This window comes from Rhizobium sp. BK377 (assembly GCF_014193935.1).
Taxonomy (GTDB): Bacteria; Pseudomonadota; Alphaproteobacteria; order Rhizobiales; family Rhizobiaceae; genus Rhizobium.
Map to the genome: position 1 here is coordinate 493,978 of NZ_JACIAC010000003.1, position 18,825 is coordinate 512,802.

Below are 18,825 nucleotides of genomic sequence, written 5' to 3' on the forward strand. Positions count from 1 at the left end.
AATGCGGCCTTCCTCGGCGGCTGTACGGTGATCAGCGTCGCTCAATGACCGGTCGCCGGCGGCATCGCTGAGTCAACGGCGTCAACATCCGGGACGCGGCACCTTGTCGCGCGTTTGCGATCGGCTCCGCGGCCCCTATTCAGAAGCCTCCCACAAAGCGCAGGTTGATACGATTTTCGCGCCCCTGATCGCTATCGCTGCCATGCGCATACTCAACCGAGAAGCTTGCAGCGCCCGGACCTGTCGTCTGTCCCAGGGCAGCCCGGAATCCCACTCCGAAAGCCGAAGCGCGAACAGTCTCCGACTCCACTGCGGTCGGTTTGTTCAAAACGGTCGCGCCACCGGACGCAAACATATAGGGTGTGAAGCCCGCCGCCAGCGTGGTCTTGCCAGCAAGCGACGTGAAGACCGATGGAAAAGCCAATTCGGCTCGCGAAACAACGCCGCTGTCGCCGTCGAGTGTGCCGGAATCGTAGGCGGAAAGACCATCCGGCCCGCCGAGACCGATCTGTTCGGACGCCGCTAGCGCCTGTCCGAAAGAGGTTTGCGCGCGGCCGTTAACGGTCAGAAGCAGTCGGTCATCCAGCATGGACTGACTGTAGCTCCATCGAGCCTCCAGCTTGCGGAAATCAGGCTCTGCGCCATACCGGGTCATCGGAAGGTCCAGTGTTACCCGGCGCACACCCAACGCATCCAAACCGAGGGATGCGGTGACTACGCCCCCTAAGAAGGCGCCCCATGGCGTTTCAGCATCGATCGACTGGCTGAGGCGCAAAACGCGCAAGCGATCTTCGGTGAAAGGAGATTCACTTGATCCGAGAACAATCGTCTGGCGTTCGTTTGCGACATCGAGCGCCAAAGCACTCGAAAGGTTGAAATCGCGCGAGCGTAACCAGTCATAATTCAAGCGAGTCGATAGGCGTTGGTAATGGTCGCGAAGGCGATAGCTCAGCTCGGTGTCCGGTTCGGTTCTCGCATCCGTCGCCTCGACGTTCACCGACAATCCGTCAATCCCGAGCGGAAGGATGAAGCCCGCCGAAATCTGGCGGTTGCGCGGATCACTGCCGAGAAGATCATCATCCGGAAAACCCCCGAGGCGGAAGTACATCTGCTCCCCAAGACCGAACACACTGTTGAACTGTGTTCCGATACCGAGCGTATAGCGCCCCAGATCCCGCGACAGGCCATTGTCCAGCGAGAAGTCAGCCGTTATCGGGTCGTAGCGGCCGGCTATGACCAATAATGTGGAGCCCGGCTTTTCACCCGGCTTCAGGGTTGAATTCAAGACCACGCCTGGCGTGTCATCCGCCAGAAGGAGCCGCTTTTCCACCTCTTGCCTTTTAACGTGGCGCGCGCCGACAAGGGGAGCAAGGAGGCTTTGAACGCGGGTGCGCACCGCGGGAGGCAAAGCCGAAACATCGATTGCCTCGACGTAGCCGTCGGTGACAACCATTCTCAAGCGTCCTCCATTTCGGATCGTTTGAGGGGGAAGGCTCACGCGTACGAGCAGATAGCCGGCCCGCGCGTACGCCGTCTCCAGATCGCGCGCGGCGGCAAAGAGATCCGACCCGGACACTTTCCGCCGCGCTAGGTTGGACTCGATTTCCTTGCCGATGGCGGCCAATTCGGGAAAGCTGCCTTCAATATCAACACCCTGTAAGGTGACAAACAGCTGTTCGGCGCCTGCAGGCGCGTCTTGACCGGTTGTCGCCGGCAACGAGATAGCGCCGGACTGCCGCGTCTGCGGCGGCACATAAGAAGGCTGTGTGATTTGGCTAGCGGTCTGTCCGAAAGCCGGGCTGCAAGCTAATGCCATCGACAGCGCCGCCATGCCTGCATAAACGGTTGGAAAAGCTCGATCCGGCCCGGTCAGGAGCCTTTCAGTGAAGATCATTCAGTTCTGTCTCCACCACGCCGCTGCCGTTGCGTGTCGTGATCGCGAATGCCGGATGATAGTATGTTTGATTTACGAGCCGGCTTCTTCCTCTCCTCGGCATTCGCGCCGTTGATGCCGGAAAGAACCTGCTGTTGCTGAATGAAACGCTCGACGATTCCTGCAGGACTTTGAATGGCCGGCCCGCTTATAACCGGGGGAAGCCTGACCGGCCCCTGATCGATGACAGTCAAGGTTCCCGGCGCGAAAGTCATCGCGTAGTTGGCAGAACTGTTGAGACTTCCTTGGGTAATGTCGTAACGTCCAGCGGCCGACCCAATACCGGCTGGCGTTGCCAGGCTGCCGGTCAAAACGTCCCCATTTGCCAGACCACGTCCGCCGATGGAGTAGGTGAGAACCGGATTGGCGCTGCCGCCCCTTCTGACAATATTGTCAGCCGTCACCGAGATATCCCGCGGAAGTACCCTCAGGACATTCGCCTGATAGCTGATCGCATAGTTGTCGTTGTTCAGCGTGCCTCGTGTAACAAGATAGCTGCCGACATTGGATTGTGCGGTCGCCGTCGTGGCAAGCGCACCATCGAACCTGTCGCCGTCCACCAGCCCCGCACCTCCGATGCTATAGGTAAATGCGGGATTCTCATTGCCATAGGTCCGGGTCGTTTCGTTCGCGGTCACCGTAATTGCCCGTGGCGTCACCGTCAGAACGCCGCCCTGATACGTGACCTCGTAATTGGAGGATGCGGCGAGGCTGCCCCGGCCGATCGCATAGGAACCAACGCCGGAGGAAGCGGTAGCCGCAGTTGTGAGAGCGCCCGAAAGCGCGTCGCCCCCGACGAGACCTGCGCCGCCCACGCTATAGCCCAAAGTGGGATTGGCATCGCCATACGTTCGGCTCACGTCTCCGGCAATGACGGTAATAGCGCGTGGTGTGATCGTGAGCGTCCCGGAGGCATAGCTGATATCGCTGCCTTGCTGGCTGGAATAAAGGCCGGAAACGGTCAGTTCGTGACTGCCGACATTCCTGCCCGATCCGGCGTAAGATGCGGTTCCGAGAACCTCCGCTCCGGCGACTGAAACGGTGTAGCCCGGCTCCCCACCCTGGTCCGTCCCGTCATAAACCTTGCTGCCGTCGTTCGCCTTGACGGTAACCGGCGTCAAGAAGCTGCGCAGCAAGGGCGAGGTATATCCGTCGTAGATGCGCCAGACAGAGCCGGTGCCGGCTGCGTCGTCTATGTCCCAGCCGGCCGTCTCAAAGCTCGCCAGATGCATCATCTGCGAGTTGTCAAGACCGGTCGCTCCGGCGACGGTGCCACTGCCGAAACCATTGGCGAGGCCCGAGGAAGTGACGTTCCAGAAGCTGCCGAGGATGGTTCCGAGATTGCGTCCAATAAGCCCTCCGACAGTACTGATTTCTGCACTCACGGCACCGGTCGAATAGGAGCCATTGACCGTTCCATCCTGATTCAACCCGACGAGCCCGCCGATCATGCTCAAGCCGGAAACATTACCGGTTGCGTAGGAGTTGCTGACGGACGCACCGGTACCGTTGACACCAATCAGTCCCCCCGTACCAAATCCGCCATTCACATTGCCCGTTGCATATGCATTGGAAACCGTCGCCTCGCCATTGCTCGCCGATCGAATGTTCAGGCCAACGAGTCCCCCTGTCCCGTATGCATTAGACCCGCCGTCCGCACCACCTGTGCTGGTATCCACATCACCAGTCGCAAAAACATTGCTGACCCTACCGCCGTTTTCACCGATCAATCCGCCGACGAACTGGTAGATCACGCCTTGAAATCCGGTCACGGTGCCGGTGACATCGCCGGTGGCGTATGCATCGATGAGCTCACCGCTGTTGAAGCCAATCAGACCGCCGACCCTCTGTATGCCTCGCAGGTCCGTAGTTTGCGGGTAGGACCCACCTCCACCCCCTGAAACGAGCGGGATGAGCACGTCGGGGATCGGATCATTGACGATCTCGCCACCAAGATTCTGCGTCACGTGGACGTTGCCTGTTGCGTAGACATCATGTAGCAGGCCGGAATTGGATCCGATTAGGCCTCCCACGGCGGCATACCCTACGCTGCCGGAAACTCCGACACCGCCGGTCGCATATGCACTGGAGATCGAACCGTCATTTTCGCCGACCAGGCCGCCGACATTGTTGACGCCATTGACCGCCCCTGTGGCGTAGGAGTTGGTTATCGTCCCATGGTTTTTACCCGCAAGCCCACCGACTGAAGTTATACCGGTGACGCCTGATCCTGAATGAGATGAGGTTATTGTGCCATTGTTTTCCCCGACCAAGCCTCCGATCGATGTCCAGCCGGAAACAGTGATGTTGGCATAACTCTCATCAATCGCCCCGTCATTGCGCCCGACCAGGCCACCATTGCCAGCTCCCTGCGTGTTGAGTGCCATTCCGTCAGTATGTGAGCCGTAAATCGTCCCGGTGTTGAGACCGACAAGCCCTCCGGCGTAGAGATTACCCCCTAAAATGCCATTCCCGGAGGCGTACTTGACGATGCCGTGATTGACACCCACGAGAGAGCCGACATACGTCGATCCAGTGACGATGCCATTGACTTCGACGTCACGGACCGTACCGGATGAGACGCCGAACAAACCGGCGGCCTCCCGATCAGTCTTCATCAAAAAGAGCGATTCGACGGCATTGCCCATTCCCGTAAACGTGCCAGTGAAGGGATCTGTATAATCGCCGATCGGGATCATGCCGGTGTTGTTGTTCCAGCTAAATGTCGGTTGAAGATCGAGCATTCCGGCCAAGGCAAAATTGCCGCCAAGGTTCGCATTCATGGCTTGCAACTGATCGGCGCTGTGGATGAGCGTATAAGCCTGTCCATTAATGGTCAGGCCGGCATTGGCCCCCGAAAGAGTGACAGGCCGATGAACGAAATAGTCACTGCCGCTCGAGGCGGTGCCGCTGGTGGCGAAGTCGCCATAATTCAGGACCAGGCCTGCGTTGGCGCCGGTGGCAGCGATAGGCGTATCGAGATAAATGTTGCCGTAGGCTGAAAGCGTAAGGGTCGAATCGCTCGACCAGAAAAGATCCCCTGCGAAAGCAACGGTGATATTTCCGGCCTGGTCGCCCGGCGATCCCGATCCGCCGGTTGCGATTGTGACGTTCGAGGTTGCCAATGCGTTCTGCAGCGTGATGGCGTCTATCACACTGTCGTTGCCTGTGGGACTCATGCCGTTCGAGTGGGCGGCCGGTTCGAGAGCGATGGTGACGTTGTAAGGATCGAGGAGCAAATTGCCAAACCGGCCGTTCTCAGCCGTCAAATCCACCGCGCCGGAAAAGTCGAGCTTCGCCTTGCCGGAGACCTCAACTTCTCCTCCCGATCCGGCCCCTTTGCCCTTCGCCGTAACCAGTCCGTCAAAGGTGGTGGACTGGTCAGACCAAACAACAATGTTCCCGCCCGCACCGTCGTCGGTCGCATCCGCACGGACTACGCTTTGTCGATCCACCCTCGTTGTTTCGGCACGCGGCAAAGGTCCTTTGCCCTGACGATTGCCGCCGATTTCTATTGTGCCGCCTCCGGCCGCGCCGGAGGCATCGACTAAGGCACCGTTCAACGCCACCGATTTGCCGGTGACCTTAACCTTGCCGCCCTTGCCGGCGTTCTTGGCAGTGGCATTCAAGCGGCCGGATATCGAGACGCTCCCTCCTGCTCCACCGCCAATGACGATCTCGCCTTGCCTGCCGCCGATCGTTCTCGCCTCGATCGATCCGGGGATGTTGATGGCCTTTCGCGCAGTCTCTCGAGCCGTTGCGGCCGAAATGACAATACGGCCGCCATCGGCGGAAATGCGGCCACCGTTCTTGATAAGCGCATCCGCACCGCCCGCTTTAGTCGGCACTGCAACTTGCAGAAATCCGTCTCCCGACAGGTCGAGCGTCGCGTCTTCGCCTGATCCCAGTCCGACCTTGCCCATCGGCACGCTGATGAGCCCGTCATTACTCACCTGACCACCGATCAAGGCGGCATAACCGCCGTGGCCGATGTCGATCACACCGCTGTTTTCCACCGACGCGGAAGCACCCTTGCCGGCAAACGCCCTCTTCCCCTTGAGAAACTCCTCGTCGCTGGTATCCAGTGTGGACGCCACGAAGCCCGCGCCGACCTTGACATTGCCGGTCCTGGTAATTGCGATGCCGTTGGGGTTGATGAGATAGACCTGACCGTTTCCGGTGAGAGATCCGGCGATCGTCGATGTGGTCGATCCAGTGACGCGGTTGAGGATGGAGGAGGAGCTTCCCGGCTGAACGAAGTCGACGGCATGGTCCTGGCTGATCGAAAAGCTGTTCCAGTTGACGATGGCATCCTGCGAGCCTTGCGTAATCGTCATCGACTTTCCTGCCGAGCCGATCGATACCTGTCCCGCGGCAACACTTGCACCGGCCGGAAGCGGATCAGCCATGGCCCATCGCGTAAAGCCAGCAGCGCCCGCGGCAAGCGCAAACGCAAGTGCTGTGGTCGACAACAGCTTCGCCTTCAGGTCTGCAAACGCGAACGGAATCATTGGTCCCTGCCCTTTGTCCCCGGTGAAGAACACGAAGAACTTCATCGTGCTCCTTCGGCGCGAGTGTCCAGACTCCGACGCAAAACGTGGTGCCTTGGCCGTCGGTCATTCCGCGCACTTCATGACTTTGATGTTTTGCCCCAGCGCCTTATAGGAGACGAGCACGCTCGCAAACAGTCCAAAGTTTGCATCGATCCGTTACGCGACGGAGACAATCTTCTTGAAAGGCGATGTCGAGGAACGACTTTCGCTCAGGCTTCGGAAGTTGCCCCGGCCGCAGCCAAATTGGCTATCTCTTCCGCAAGCAGTCGATAGTGAGCCATCTGTCCAACGGACCATGTTTCAAACTCACTGACGAACGCCGCATTGATATCGGAAAGCTGGCCACGATTGACCGCGAACACACCACTTTCTCGCGCTTCCGAAAAGAGGTTGCGGACATGCTGGCGCGAAACCCCGAAGCGTCGGGCAAGGTTCTCCGGTGCCAGGCCCGTCTCCCACGGTTCCTCATGATATATATTGCTATAGTAGGATCCAATCACAGCCGTGAGGATGAGGTAGCCCGCATCGCGCGTGCTAAACTGCACAATATTTGCAAAAGGCTGGAAGACGGTATCGAGCTTCTTGAACTCCTCATCGGACCGGCCGATCCACAAAGCAAGGAAATCCGGGTTCTTCACAAGAACATTGGCGAGTGATCGATCGGCAGGTTTGATATCTTCCGATATTTTCAGGAAGGACAGGGGGGAACGCGCCACTTCGAGAAGGAGCTTCGGCGACGGGATGAGATAAATCAAACGACGGTCCGTTGTCTGCCGCTGTGCGATGACGTGGTTACTGTCGCGCAGAAGCGCAATCAGGTCCGCGACATGCCGGGGGCTGGCGAAACCGGTTTCCTGAAGCATCTTCAAGGTTGGGGGCTCCCCATCGCCCCGCTGCCAGCTCATATAATTGCTGATCAGGTTGAAGCAAATCATATAGCGGAATTGCTGACCGAAGATCTTGTTCGAAGTCTTGCGTGGCGACCGCTCCCGGTTCATCTCGACGCAATATCGAAGAATATGACGCCCCAGCTCTTCACGCTGCAAGAATTCAGTCGCAAGGCGCCAGAGAGGACGCTGTCCGTACTGTCGGACGGTGTGATAAAGCTCTTTGCATGCCAAGGGAGCGGGCGATGAATTCATCGTCAAATGTTTCTACACATAGTGATTCTCATTGAGGATTGATGTTTATCATTTCGTTCTTGAGAAATTCTCAATCGATCGCTGGAAACCTTCCGCCGCGCGTAGCGGCCTGAAATCAAGATTCAGCTTTGTCAGGACCTTTCCAAGACGAATCCCAGGCCGTCAGAATACGATGTTCATTGCCGTACGAGGTCTCCGATCTCGGTGTGCGATTCCTTGCGTCGGTTCGGATGCCCGTTTCGTCGAGCTCGGGGCAAGGCCGGCTCGGCCTTGGCTACAAGGTGCATATGCGCATGGCAAGGTTCCGGCCCGATCCGCGTTGTCATCTGCATCTATTTAAATCCTTGTAATTACTAAAGAAAATAAGGTAAGCGCTTAAAGGCAGTGGTGCTGCTGTCAGGCTCGATGCTCCCCCGGTGCGCAGCCAGACATTGTCAGGTCCCTTTGGCCGATGCCGCCGCGCCGCCGTCCGACCAATAGCGGTCGCCGCGGCCTGCCGCAGCGTCGACAGTCCGTTGAGGCTGAGCAGTTGTTGCGGACTGGCTTTGTAAAGCGGAATGCTGGGCTGATAGAGCGGCGCTGCCAGTGCCCCCTCAGGGTAGGCAAGGTGTCTTAATGGTCTTCACGGTAATCACCGATCTCAATGGAGGGCGGCGACTGCAGCCACACCGGCTTCATTGGCTGCTCTAAGAATCGCATTTCTCAATTCGTTGCTGCTGGCTTTTCCGGTCATTACGTCGAGACACGCTTTGACTGCGCACAAAAATTCCTCGCCATCGTCCGATGGCCAGTCTTTGATCAAAGCTTTGGCGGCCTGCTGGGCAGTGCGAACGATCAGCCGCCGGCCGGGGTCCTTGAATATCAGGATGACTTGATCAAATTCCGTCGAGGTGTCGAATTTCATTACACAGTCCCCACAGCAATACGGCTCACCAACCCATTCCGGCTGAGGAAGCTAAGCATGAGGACGCAGAGTGTCGCGTGAAAAACGCGTGACATGTGACGCGTGTCACTTACCGTCGCGCTCTTGGATCGCAATTGCCCGGTCTGGACGAAGAGGCGTGAACCATGGCTGCAGCCGTTCCGCGAGGCACCCCAGCATATGGAAGACACGCCTCTTGAGTAGAGCGATCCGACAAGATCGTCCTCCATTCGACGCAACTTGGTAACCGGAGAATTGCGGACAAGTCAGCACCGCCACGGAAACCCCTGCCCATTGTCGCTATTATTAAATGGAGCGTCATCCGCTACCGGCACTCGGCCAGCCTCCACCTCGGCGTTAAGGAATTTATCCAAGTTGCTCGTGCTCGCCGATGCCGAGACGTTACGCCGTTCATTGGAGGGTGGCGTGGACCATCCCTCGTGCGATATCGGGCCGCGTCTCAAAGGTTCGACGCAACAGGTTTGCAGCATCCTCCAGCAGGAACACGGCGTCTGCCAGGCGGTCGAGCTCATGCTGGACGTCGTCCAGGCTGCCGCTTTGACGCCGGACATTCTCTATCAGACGCTCCGTCTTCGCGACGATAGCAAGGCTTGTTTGAATGATGATGTCGAGCATGGTTCCCCCGCTTCGCGCAGGAAGAAGCTGAAGAGATTCCCGCTCTTCGGCAATACCGAAATCTAACTAGAAGCGGTCGCGTGCCCGTTCGTACAAATCGCGAAGATCGGCGAGCCTCCGGTCGTAGCGCGACCGGGGCGGCGTCGAGCGTGATGCGGTGATCGCAATGGCGAAAGCACCCACAACCGCAGCCACCGCCATGAGGCTGGAAATCGGATGGAGCTTCACGGTTGCCTGCGTCTGCTTCACAGCCCGACGAGCGCCACCCTTCACCGTGCCCGTAGCGTCGGCAAGCTGCTGTTTAATATTTTCCAACTGGTTTCGCAGGAAACTGAGCTCTTCCTGTGCGTTGAACTCCGGCTGCGGTTGAACGCCGACCGACGCCGTGTTGATGTCGACGATCGCTCGCGGCACAGGCTCCCCAAGTTTGGCACCTTCGGAGATGAGTGATGTGGTTTCTTTCTTGCGGGCCACGATTTCCTCCATGAATGACACGACAAATCAGGATTACGATCAAATCGGATGGATACGCCGCGTCGGAAGGAAATGTTCCATCCCTCGTCACCATGACGGGGTGCCGCTCGTGACGAGCGTACAGCCAAGGGCGGCCATCCCACCTCATCAAGGGCCTGTGCTCCAAGGCCCGAGGAGGTCGATAAGCTATGTCCGCCCCGTTGGGCTTGTCCCAAAACTTTCGCGAAACCGGCGAGCAAAGTGCGAGCGCGAAACGTAGCCCGCAGCCTCGGCGGCAGCAATTGCCGTGGCCCCGGACGTGATTGCATGTTGGGCAGCCTTCAGACGCTCGCGCCGTACGATTGCCCGGAAGGAGGTGCCGTCCATAGCCAATCGGCGTCGCAGCGTTGACGCACCCATCCCGAGCTTTTCCGCGACATCAGACACGTTCCATGCCTGCGAAGGGGCTGTCGCGATCAGCCAGGCGATATCGTCAGACAGGCTTTGTCTGAAAAGCGGTCGTGCCTCGGCAAGTGGGCGCAATAGCGCCAGGACCTCCGTCAGCCTGAGCCTTTTTATCGTTTCGCCGACGCTGAGATCGGCGATCGTGGATGCTGCGTGGCCAATCGTCTCGACGAGATCGGCGCTGAGCGGCACGGAGTCGAGATCGACGGCACTGCCGGCTCGCTCTGCAATCGACAGCGGTGGGATGCCTTCTGGCAGGCAGGGCACGTCAAGCCGCAAAGCCGCGTAGACGCCCGTTTTATCGTCCGGAATGTTGACCACGTCCATCGGCACGCCACCAGGCAATATGAAGAGCGAGCCGGCCGTAAAGGAGCGGGTGCGATCGCCAAGCCACACGTCCTTTTGACCGTAGAGCACGACGCAGATCATTGGACAATCAAGTCGAAGAGCCGCCATCCGCTCTCGGTCGAAGCAGCAATAGGCGAAAAGCTGCCCGCCATAAGGATGCATCCCGACATCGAGCTTTCCCGCCACCATCGGGCGGAGTCGATCGAGCAGGCGGTGGGAAAGCTCGGGACGTCGGTCGCGGATCATCATGTTCATGAGCGCAAATCTATATGAAGGCTTGGCAAGAAAAAATATCTTGGGTGAGCGTTTCGGGCTCAAGCGATCACAAATCTGGCGCACAGCATGCCAGGAAGGGCGCCATAACAAGGATCTTCAAGACAAGGAGACCTTCATGAAGACCTTCAATTTTCCCCTTGCGATCGCGGTAACGGTCGTGTCGCTGTCCTTCGCCTCCACGCCGACACGTGCTGCCCCAGACGTTGAACTCTGGCGCCTGGATTGCGGCGACATCGTCGTCAAGGATCTGTCGATGTTTTCGGACACCTTCGCTTCTGCCGGTAAGAAGGGGGTGCTGACCGATAGTTGCTACGTGATCCGCCATGGCGGTGACTACCTTCTGTGGGACACCGGGCTTCCAGCCAACCTCATTGGCAAGGCACCGGCTGAGGATCAGCCGATCGGCGCTTCGCTCAAAACCGACATCCCGATGCAATTGAAACAGATCGGCATCAAACCGGAGCAGATCGCAACCGTCGGCATCAGCCACAACCATTTCGACCATGTCGGGCAGGCCGCGACTTTTCCGAAAGCCACGCTTATGATCGGCGCCGCTGATTGGCAGGCTTTTCACGACAATCCCCCGCCGTTTGCGGTCGTACCGGATCTCGTCAAACCCTGGCTAGACGGCAAGGCGAAACTCGACCTCGTGACCGGCGATCGTGACATCTTCGGCGATGGTTCGGTGATGATGCTGTCTATGCCTGGTCATACCAAAGGGGAAGCCGCGCTCCTGGTAAAGCTTGCAAAGACGGGGCCGGTCCTGCTTTCCGGCGATGTCGTGCATTTCGAAGATAATCTGGTAGCTAACGGCGTGCCGGGCTTTAATGAAAACCGCGCCGACACGATTGCATCGATGGAACGCCTCCGGGCGATTACCGCCGGATTGAACGCAACGCTCGTCATCCAACATGATCCCACCCATGTTTCACGGCTGCCCGCGTTCCCCGAAAGCGCAAGATAAGCGACACAGCTATTGACATATGATCGCGATCGCCATCGGCTCTAACAGGCCGGTGGCAGCAATCCGGGGGAGCTCGTCGAGCGGGTGGATGATCTTGCGAGGGGTGCAATTCCTTAGCGCCGCTCGATCTCAGCAACCCGAGCTGAAAATCGGTACCGCGCGACAGTTATCCCGCGACATTATCGCCCGAAGCGGCGCCATCGGTTTGTGCGATCCGTGTTTTCCCGATGAAACCGATTTGACGGAAGGTGTGCTGCTGGAGCTCGACCAGCCCGGGACCTGGACCGCCGTCATAACTCCAGCGGCGGCGCCAAGAATTCCGTTTCCTCCGACTGGATTTCCTCGCCAACGACATCCCAAGATGAGATGCCGATACAAGGGGTCAACTCTGCCCTCCTCTGCGCCCCCGAGGCGTCGAGCGGACAAACAGCGTCACGCCGCGTGCATGATCTTTGCGATCCCCTTGCAAAACCGCACAAATATCGCGTCTGATGAAAATCAATTTCATCAACGCGCATCCAGCCGCGTTTTCGGTTGACGCCCTCTGATTTTTGTCCCAACTTGAAGAAAATAAATTACGAAACCGGGAACATCGTTGGCATGAAAGTGGGAATGATAGGGCTGGGATTCCGGCTTGGCTATCTGGGCTATGTCTTCAAGGCGATCGACAGCAGCTTCGAGATCGTCGGTTACGTCGATCCGGATCCTGCGGGACTTCCCGGACTGACGGAAAAGGGCGTCTCTGCCGGCAAGGCCTATGGCTCGCCGCAGGAGCTTCTGGGCTCCGAAAAGCTCGATCTCCTGATGATCGGCTCTCCCAACCACATGCATCTCGATCATATCCGCCTCGGTCTCGAGGCTGGCCTCAAGGTCTTCTGCGAAAAGCCGATCGTGACGACGATTGCCGAAAGCATCGAACTTGCCCATCTGATGGCGAAGTTCGGCCATGAGCGGCTGATGGTCGGTCTCGTGCTGCGCTACTCGCCGCTTTATAAGGACCTGCGCGCCATACAGGCCGAAGGCAAGCTCGGCCACATCGTCTCCATCGAAGCTTCCGAGCATATAGAGCCCTATCACGGCGCTTTCTTCATGCGCGACTGGCGCCGCTATGAGCGCTATTCCGGCAGCTTCATGCTGGAAAAATGCTGCCACGACCTCGACCTTTATAATGGCGTTGTCGGCGCCCGCCCTGAACGCGTCGCAAGCTTCGGCGGCCGCAAGAGCTTCATTCCCGCAAACGACCCGGCGCGCGAAGGCATAAACGATCTGGAACTCTTCCACCGCAAACCGAGCGGCTGGATGGGGTCCGACAAGGTGTTCGACAGCGACGCCGACATCATCGACTACCAGGTGGCGATCGTCGAATACGCCAATGGCGTCGGCATGAATTTCCATACCAATCTTAACGTTCCCGACCAGTTCCGCCGTTTCGCCATCATGGGCTCGCGCGGCATGGCAGAGGGCGACTTCGTGCGCGGCTATCTTGATGTCCACGAGCAGCTGACCGGCAACAAGATCGTCGAAAACAAATATGCCGCGACTGAACTGTCGCAGCACTACGGCGCCGACGAGCAGATGGCAGCCGATATTCTCCAAAGCGTTCGAACCGGTCTGGAACTCCCGGTCTCGACCTTGAACGCATTGGAGGCCGGAATCCTCGCACTCGCCATGGACGAGGCGAGGATGAAAAAGACGGTCGTCGATCTCCGTCCCATCTGGGATCGCTTCGACGAGGCGCTCCACACAAGGGCGGCTTGAGGAGACCGGCAAGATGAGTGCTCAGAAAAGTGCCGTCATCTTCGCCTGGATTCTTCTCCTCCCAGCTGTCCTTTATGTGCTCGCGATCGTCGCCTATCCGTTGGTCGATACATTCATCCTGTCGTTTACGGATGCATCGCTGCGCAAGGTGACGAACTGGGTCGGCTGGGTCAATTACGAGAAGATCTTCAACGCCACCTTCGTGCAAGTCATTGTTCGAACCTTTATCTGGACCTTCTTTTCGGTCGCCCTGAAGATGATTATCGGCACATTCGGCGCCGCAATGCTGAACGCCGCCGTGCCGGGCCGGTCGCTGTTTCGACTACTGACCATGCCGCCATGGATCGTGCCGATGGCCATCGGCATTTTCATGTGGGGCTGGATGTATAATGGCCAGTTTGGAATGATTTCCGGATTGCTGCAGCGGTTCGGCCTCGTCGATGGTCCGGTCGCCTTCCTCGCCTATGGCAGCACCGCCTTCTGGGCGACGATCGTCACAGACGTCTGGATCGGCGTGCCGCTGGTGACGATCTACTTCCTCGCCGCGATCCAGTCGATCCCGAAGGACCTCTACGAAGCAGCATGGACCGACGGCGCCGGTCGCTGGTACCGTTTCCGCCGCATCACGCTGCCGCTGATGGTTCCGGCGATCATCACCATGTCGATGCTGTCGCTGATTGCAACCTTCAATTCCTTCGACATCATCTGGATCCTGACGCAGGGCGGTCCAAGCGGCGAAACGACGACGATGATCATCGACACCTATCAGACGGCGATCGGTTCGAAGAAATATGGCGAAGGCGCAGCGCGCGCGGTGCTGATCTGCATCTTCCTGTCGCTCTTCTGCTTTGCCTACTTCCGTGTCACCCGCCGCTTGAACCCGGAGAAGCGCGCATGAGCAGCCGTCCCATGATCGATCGCTACAGCTGGTGGGAAATCATCCTCATCTATTGCGGCATAGCGCTCTTCCTCTTCTTCGTGCTGTCGCCCTTCGTCGAAGGCTTCCTGGTGTCGCTGAAGCCGCTCGCCCAGCTCTTCTCCTCGCCCTACCGCTTCTGGCCCGAAAACGGCTCGTTCGAGGCCTACCGGACCATGTGGATCAGCGTGCCGGGCTTCGGGCGCTACATCTTCAACTCCTTCTTCATCTCGATCATCGTCACGGTGATCGTGCTCTGCCTCGTCATCCCGGCGGCCTACGCCTTCGCGAAATTCGAGTTCAAGGGCATGGGCATCCTGCTCGGCGCGTTCCTGACGGTGAACATGTTCTCCGGCGCCGTCCTGCTCATCCCGCTCTTCCGGCTGATGCGCAGCATGGGTGTGCTGAACACCTATCTCGCGATGATCGTGCCGGGCGTCGCCTTCCTGATCCCCTCGGCGATCTGGTTGCTGCGCACTTATATGATCCGCATTCCGCAGGAACTCAACGAAGCGGCTTATATGGATGGCGCCAGCCATTTTTATACGCTGCGTCGCGTCATTCTGCCCATTGCGATGCCGGGAATTATCGTCGTCGCGATCACCACCTTCATCGGCGCCTATGCGCAGCAGTTCATCTTCGCGCTGACCTTCAACTCGAAGACCGAATACATGCCCCTGCCGGTGGGACTCTTCGCTTACTTCGGCAAGCAGGAGGTCATTTGGAACGAGCTGATGGCGGCTTCCTTCGTTGGCATCGCGCCGGCGATGATCGTCATCTTCTTCCTTCAGCGCTATCTCGTCGGCGGCCTGACCGCCGGTGCGGTGAAACAATAAGACCAACAATAAAGAGTGAACAGCTAACACAGAAAATGGGAGTAACGACGTGAGCATTACCATCAAGACAGGCCTTATGGCGCTCGCCCTGCTTGGATCCACGGCATTGACCGCGGTCACGGCCCAGGCAGCCGACAAAGAAATCAGCTGGATCTATTGCGGCGACACGATCGATCCGGTCCATACCAAATACATCAAGGAATGGGAATCCAAGAACGCCGGCTGGAAGATCGCACCGGAAGTCGTCGGCTGGGCACAATGCCAGGATAAGGCAACGACGCTGGCTGCTGCCGGCACGCCTGTTGCCATGGCCTATGTCGGCTCGCGCACGCTGAAGGAATTCGCGCAGAACGACCTCATCGTCCCCGTTCCGATGACGGACGACGAAAAGAAGGGCTACTATCCGCACATCGTTGACACGGTCACCTTCGAGGACAATCAGTGGGGCGTGCCGATCGCCTTCTCCACCAAGGCGCTTTACTGGAACAAGGACCTCTTCAAGCAGGCCGGCCTCGATCCCGAGAAGCCGCCGAAGACCTGGGCCGAAGAAATCGAGATGGCCAAGACCATCAAAGAAAAGACCGGTATTCCGGGCTTTGGTCTGTCCGCCAAGACCTTCGACAACACGATGCATCAGTTCATGCACTGGGTTTACACCAACAACGGTGCCGTGACCGATGCCGAAGGCAAGATCACGCTCGACAGCCCGCAGATCCTTGCCGCCCTGAAAGCCTATAAGGATATTTCGGCTTACGCCGAAGAGGGCCCGACCGCCTATGAGCAGAACGAAGTCCGCGCCATCTTCCTCGACGGCAAGGTCGCCATGATCCAGGCGGGATCGGGCGCCGCCACCCGTCTGAAGGAGACGAAGATCAACTGGGGTATCACGACGCTGCCGCTCGGTCCCGACGCCAAGGGGCCCGGCACGCTGCTGATCACCGACAGCCTTGCGATCTTCAAGGGATCGGGCGTCGAGGACAAGGCGATCGAATTCGCCAAGTTCATCACCTCGCCCGATGTTCAGTCGGAATACGAACTGCAGGGCGGCGCCGGCCTCACCCCGCTGCGACCCTCAAAGAAGGTCGACGAGTTCGTCGCCAAGGACCCCTACTGGAAGCCGCTTATCGAGGGCATCAGCTATGGCGGTCCGGAGCCGCTCTTTACCGATTATAAGGGCTTCCAGAATTCGATAATCGAGATGATCCAGTCCGTCGTCACCGGTAAGGCTGAGCCTGAAGCCGCCCTCAAGAAAGCTGCCGGCGAGATCGAAGCTTTCAAGTAAACCGATCTCGAGGATCGCAGGTTGACGATCTGCGATCCTCACCGACCAATTCATGCGCGTTCAGGCCGGGACCGGAGGCAGATTTTTGGGACAGCTTCAGCTCAACAAGGTTCAAAAATTCTATGGCGACTACGAAGTTCTCAAAGGCGTCGAGCTTGACGTCAGGAACGGCGAATTCGTCGTCTTCGTCGGGCCTTCGGGATGCGGCAAGTCTACGCTCCTGCGCATGATCGCAGGTCTCGACGCGACGAGCAAAGGCGACATCGTCATCGACGGCGTCAGGGTCAACGACCTGCCACCGGTCAAGCGCGGCATCGCCATGGTCTTCCAGTCCTACGCGCTCTATCCGCATATGACGGTTTTCGAAAACATCGCCTTTCCCCTGCGCGTCGAGAAGATGGAGGAGGAAAAGCTCAAGGCCAAGGTCGAGAATGCCGCGCGTATCCTGCATCTCGACACGCGCCTGCAGCAGAAGCCCGGCATGCTCTCGGGCGGACAGCGCCAGCGCGTCGCGATCGGTCGCGCCATCGTTCGCGAGCCTAAGATCTTCCTGTTTGACGAGCCGCTGTCCAACCTCGATGCCGCGCTTCGCGCCGACATGCGCATCGAACTTGCCAAATTGCACCGGCAGCTGAAGGCGACGATGATTTATGTGACCCACGACCAGGTGGAAGCCATGACGATGGCCGACCGCATCGTCGTGCTGGATGCCGGCAATATTTCCCAGACCGGCGCTCCGCTCGAGCTCTACCACAAGCCCGCCAACCAGTTTGTCGCCGGTTTCATCGGCAATCCGAAAATGAATTTCCTACCCGTGACCTGCATATCCGCAAGTGAGGCAGGCGCGACCATCGACTATCGCGGCCAGACGGCAACCCTGCCGGTGAAGCCCCGCGATGGCATGGTCGGCAAGGTAATGACGCTCGGTATCAGGCCGGAGCACATCCAGCTCGCCGCTGGCGACATTTCGCTGACGGTTACGCCGAGTGTCATCGAACGGCTTGGCGCAAACACCGTGGCCTATGCGGCACTCGGCAGTGAAACGGAGAATTTCTGTGCTATGCTTCCCGGGAGTGTCGGCATCCGTGCGGACGCGCCGGTCGCCGTCGGTATCAACGCTGCCGATTGCCATCTCTTCGACGAGGAAGGTGTGGCCTTCGAACGCCGCGTCGAGCTCACCGATATCGACATGAATCTCTTGGCTCCGGCAACAGCCTGAAGAGGTCTCAACGAGGCGATATTACCAGACGAGCCCGCGCGCGGCGACGTCTTCGACGCGCGTGACGACGCCGTTGCGGTGGAAGACCATCGTGTCGAACAGGTTCGAAACCACGCAGGTGTGGTTCGGAATGATGAAGAGCTTTTCGCCGATCTGCGGCCGTTGACCGCTGCAGGCCGAAAGGTCAATGACGCCGTGCTCTTCCGAGAGGCTGGTTATCTTGGTCTCGGGATATCCGACGACGAGGCCGAAATCGGCAAAGCCCTGAAGATCAGAAGTCAGCGCCTTCGAGCCTGCGTCAATGACCGCGCGGTCGGCATTCGGCCGCGATACGACGGTCGCCACGACATGCATTGCGCAATCGTCCTGCGTGCAATGTCCCATCCGGATCATCTGGCGGTCATTGTAGATATAGGTGCCGGCCCGGTGCTCCGTCGCCGATTTGACCAGATGCGCGTTAAAAAGACTGGGGGTGCCGCCATTGCTGACGATCGGGCAGGCGATACCCTCGGCCGTCAATTGTTTCAGTGTTGCCTGGATGAAAGCTTCGACGGCATCGGCTGATTGCGGCTTCGGATAGGTGAGAATACCGCCGAATGTCAGCCCATCAGCGGCAGCGACGCGCTTGCCGAGCGAGGCCACCTGCTCTGGCGTCTGGACGCCACAGCGCGCGCCGCCGGTGTCGCATTCAACAAGGACGGTCAGCGGTTTGCGGCCGGAAAAATGGGCGGACAGGCCATCGACCGCAACTTCGCTGTCGGCAACGACCTTGAGAGCGGAAATGCGATCGTTCAGGGCAGCGAGCCGTTCGAGCTTCGGGGCTCCGATGATATTGAAGGTGATCAGGATGTCTTCGAAACCGGCTTCGGCAAAGACCTCGGCTTCTGTCACTTTCTGACAGTTGATGCCCTTGGCGCCGGCCGCCACCTGGGCCGCGGCAAGCGACGGTATCTTATGGGTCTTGATATGCGGGCGGAAATTCAGCCCGTGCTGGTCCATGTAGGACTGGACCCGGGAAATGTTGGCGGCCAGCTTGTCCTCGTCGATGATCGGGCGGGGCGTGGAGAGATCTGCGACCCTGTCTCCAGCCTTGGCGACGACGGCAAACCGGTTGTCATGCAT

14 protein-coding genes are annotated in these 18,825 nt (G+C 58.7%); 6 read left to right on the forward strand and 8 right to left on the reverse strand.

The annotated features are described in order from the left end of the window. Positions 1–139 precede the first annotated feature (139 nt). From FHT92_RS16905 to FHT92_RS16935, 7 genes are all read right to left on the reverse strand, one after another. Positions 140–1,894 (reverse strand): ShlB/FhaC/HecB family hemolysin secretion/activation protein, encoded by a 1,755-nt coding sequence (locus FHT92_RS16905; protein WP_210278499.1) that lies wholly within the window; start codon positions 1,892–1,894, stop codon positions 140–142. Continuing rightward, positions 1,891–6,489: a beta strand repeat-containing protein gene (locus tag FHT92_RS16910; RefSeq protein WP_183827300.1), complete on the reverse strand. Its 4,599-nt coding sequence runs from the start codon at positions 6,487–6,489 to the stop codon at positions 1,891–1,893. The genes FHT92_RS16905 and FHT92_RS16910 overlap by 4 nt, the downstream gene beginning before the upstream one ends. Before the next feature lie 206 nt (positions 6,490–6,695). After that, on the reverse strand, positions 6,696–7,628 hold the full coding sequence (locus FHT92_RS16915; RefSeq protein WP_183827303.1) for a MarR family transcriptional regulator: 933 nt from the start codon (positions 7,626–7,628) through the stop codon (positions 6,696–6,698). A gap of 640 nt (positions 7,629–8,268) precedes the next feature. Beyond that, positions 8,269–8,532, reverse strand: coding sequence for a DUF982 domain-containing protein (locus FHT92_RS16920; RefSeq protein WP_183827306.1), 264 nt, complete (start codon positions 8,530–8,532; stop codon positions 8,269–8,271). 429 nt (positions 8,533–8,961) lie between these two features. Further along, entirely contained in the window at positions 8,962–9,186 is a 225-nt protein-coding gene (locus FHT92_RS16925; protein WP_183827309.1) for a hypothetical protein, read from the reverse strand. A gap of 66 nt (positions 9,187–9,252) precedes the next feature. Then, entirely contained in the window at positions 9,253–9,660 is a 408-nt protein-coding gene (locus tag FHT92_RS16930; RefSeq protein ID WP_312858770.1) for a hypothetical protein, read from the reverse strand. Positions 9,661–9,846: 186 nt separating this feature from the next. After that, positions 9,847–10,707, reverse strand: coding sequence for a helix-turn-helix domain-containing protein (locus tag FHT92_RS16935; RefSeq protein ID WP_246715183.1), 861 nt, complete (start codon positions 10,705–10,707; stop codon positions 9,847–9,849). Positions 10,708–10,843: 136 nt separating this feature from the next. On the opposite strand from FHT92_RS16935, the gene FHT92_RS16940 reads away from it, so the two are divergent. The 6 genes from FHT92_RS16940 (at position 10,844) to FHT92_RS16965 (ending at position 17,703) form a co-directional block, all read left to right on the forward strand. After that, the gene (locus tag FHT92_RS16940; RefSeq protein ID WP_183742153.1) at positions 10,844–11,692 is read left to right on the forward strand and encodes an N-acyl homoserine lactonase family protein; all 849 of its coding nucleotides are present in this window, start codon (positions 10,844–10,846) and stop codon (positions 11,690–11,692) included. Positions 11,693–12,292: 600 nt separating this feature from the next. Next, a complete protein-coding gene (locus FHT92_RS16945) occupies positions 12,293–13,450 on the forward strand; it encodes a Gfo/Idh/MocA family protein (RefSeq protein WP_183742151.1) in 1,158 nt (385 codons plus the stop codon). Positions 13,451–13,463: 13 nt separating this feature from the next. Further along, the gene (locus FHT92_RS16950) at positions 13,464–14,348 is read left to right on the forward strand and encodes a carbohydrate ABC transporter permease (RefSeq protein WP_183742150.1); all 885 of its coding nucleotides are present in this window, start codon (positions 13,464–13,466) and stop codon (positions 14,346–14,348) included. Beyond that, positions 14,345–15,202, forward strand: a complete 858-nt coding sequence (locus FHT92_RS16955) for a carbohydrate ABC transporter permease (RefSeq protein WP_132654659.1) — start codon at positions 14,345–14,347, stop codon at positions 15,200–15,202. The genes FHT92_RS16950 and FHT92_RS16955 overlap by 4 nt, the downstream gene beginning before the upstream one ends. Positions 15,203–15,278: 76 nt before the next feature. Next, the gene (locus FHT92_RS16960) at positions 15,279–16,484 is read left to right on the forward strand and encodes an ABC transporter substrate-binding protein (protein WP_183827497.1); all 1,206 of its coding nucleotides are present in this window, start codon (positions 15,279–15,281) and stop codon (positions 16,482–16,484) included. 85 nt (positions 16,485–16,569) lie between these two features. Next, positions 16,570–17,703, forward strand: a complete 1,134-nt coding sequence (locus FHT92_RS16965; protein WP_183827313.1) for an ABC transporter ATP-binding protein — start codon at positions 16,570–16,572, stop codon at positions 17,701–17,703. 21 nt (positions 17,704–17,724) lie between these two features. Here the strand turns inward: FHT92_RS16965 and FHT92_RS16970 are convergent, their stop codons facing one another. Next, entirely contained in the window at positions 17,725–18,825 is a 1,101-nt protein-coding gene (locus tag FHT92_RS16970; RefSeq protein ID WP_183827500.1) for a D-TA family PLP-dependent enzyme, read from the reverse strand.

Coding starts and splice junctions, on each gene's coding strand:
- FHT92_RS16905 (WP_210278499.1), bottom strand. CDS start 1,894: ATGATCTTCACTGAAAGGCTCCTGACCGGGCCGGATCGAGCTTTTCCA.
- FHT92_RS16910 (WP_183827300.1), bottom strand. CDS start 6,489: ATGAAGTTCTTCGTGTTCTTCACCGGGGACAAAGGGCAGGGACCAATG.
- FHT92_RS16915 (WP_183827303.1), bottom strand. CDS start 7,628: ATGAATTCATCGCCCGCTCCCTTGGCATGCAAAGAGCTTTATCACACC.
- FHT92_RS16920 (WP_183827306.1), bottom strand. CDS start 8,532: ATGAAATTCGACACCTCGACGGAATTTGATCAAGTCATCCTGATATTC.
- FHT92_RS16925 (WP_183827309.1), bottom strand. CDS start 9,186: ATGCTCGACATCATCATTCAAACAAGCCTTGCTATCGTCGCGAAGACG.
- FHT92_RS16935 (WP_246715183.1), bottom strand. CDS start 10,707: ATGAACATGATGATCCGCGACCGACGTCCCGAGCTTTCCCACCGCCTG.
- FHT92_RS16940 (WP_183742153.1), top strand. CDS start 10,844: ATGAAGACCTTCAATTTTCCCCTTGCGATCGCGGTAACGGTCGTGTCG.
- FHT92_RS16945 (WP_183742151.1), top strand. CDS start 12,293: ATGAAAGTGGGAATGATAGGGCTGGGATTCCGGCTTGGCTATCTGGGC.
- FHT92_RS16950 (WP_183742150.1), top strand. CDS start 13,464: ATGAGTGCTCAGAAAAGTGCCGTCATCTTCGCCTGGATTCTTCTCCTC.
- FHT92_RS16955 (WP_132654659.1), top strand. CDS start 14,345: ATGAGCAGCCGTCCCATGATCGATCGCTACAGCTGGTGGGAAATCATC.
- FHT92_RS16960 (WP_183827497.1), top strand. CDS start 15,279: ATGGCGCTCGCCCTGCTTGGATCCACGGCATTGACCGCGGTCACGGCC.
- FHT92_RS16970 (WP_183827500.1), bottom strand. CDS start 18,825: ATGCATGACAACCGGTTTGCCGTCGTCGCCAAGGCTGGAGACAGGGTC.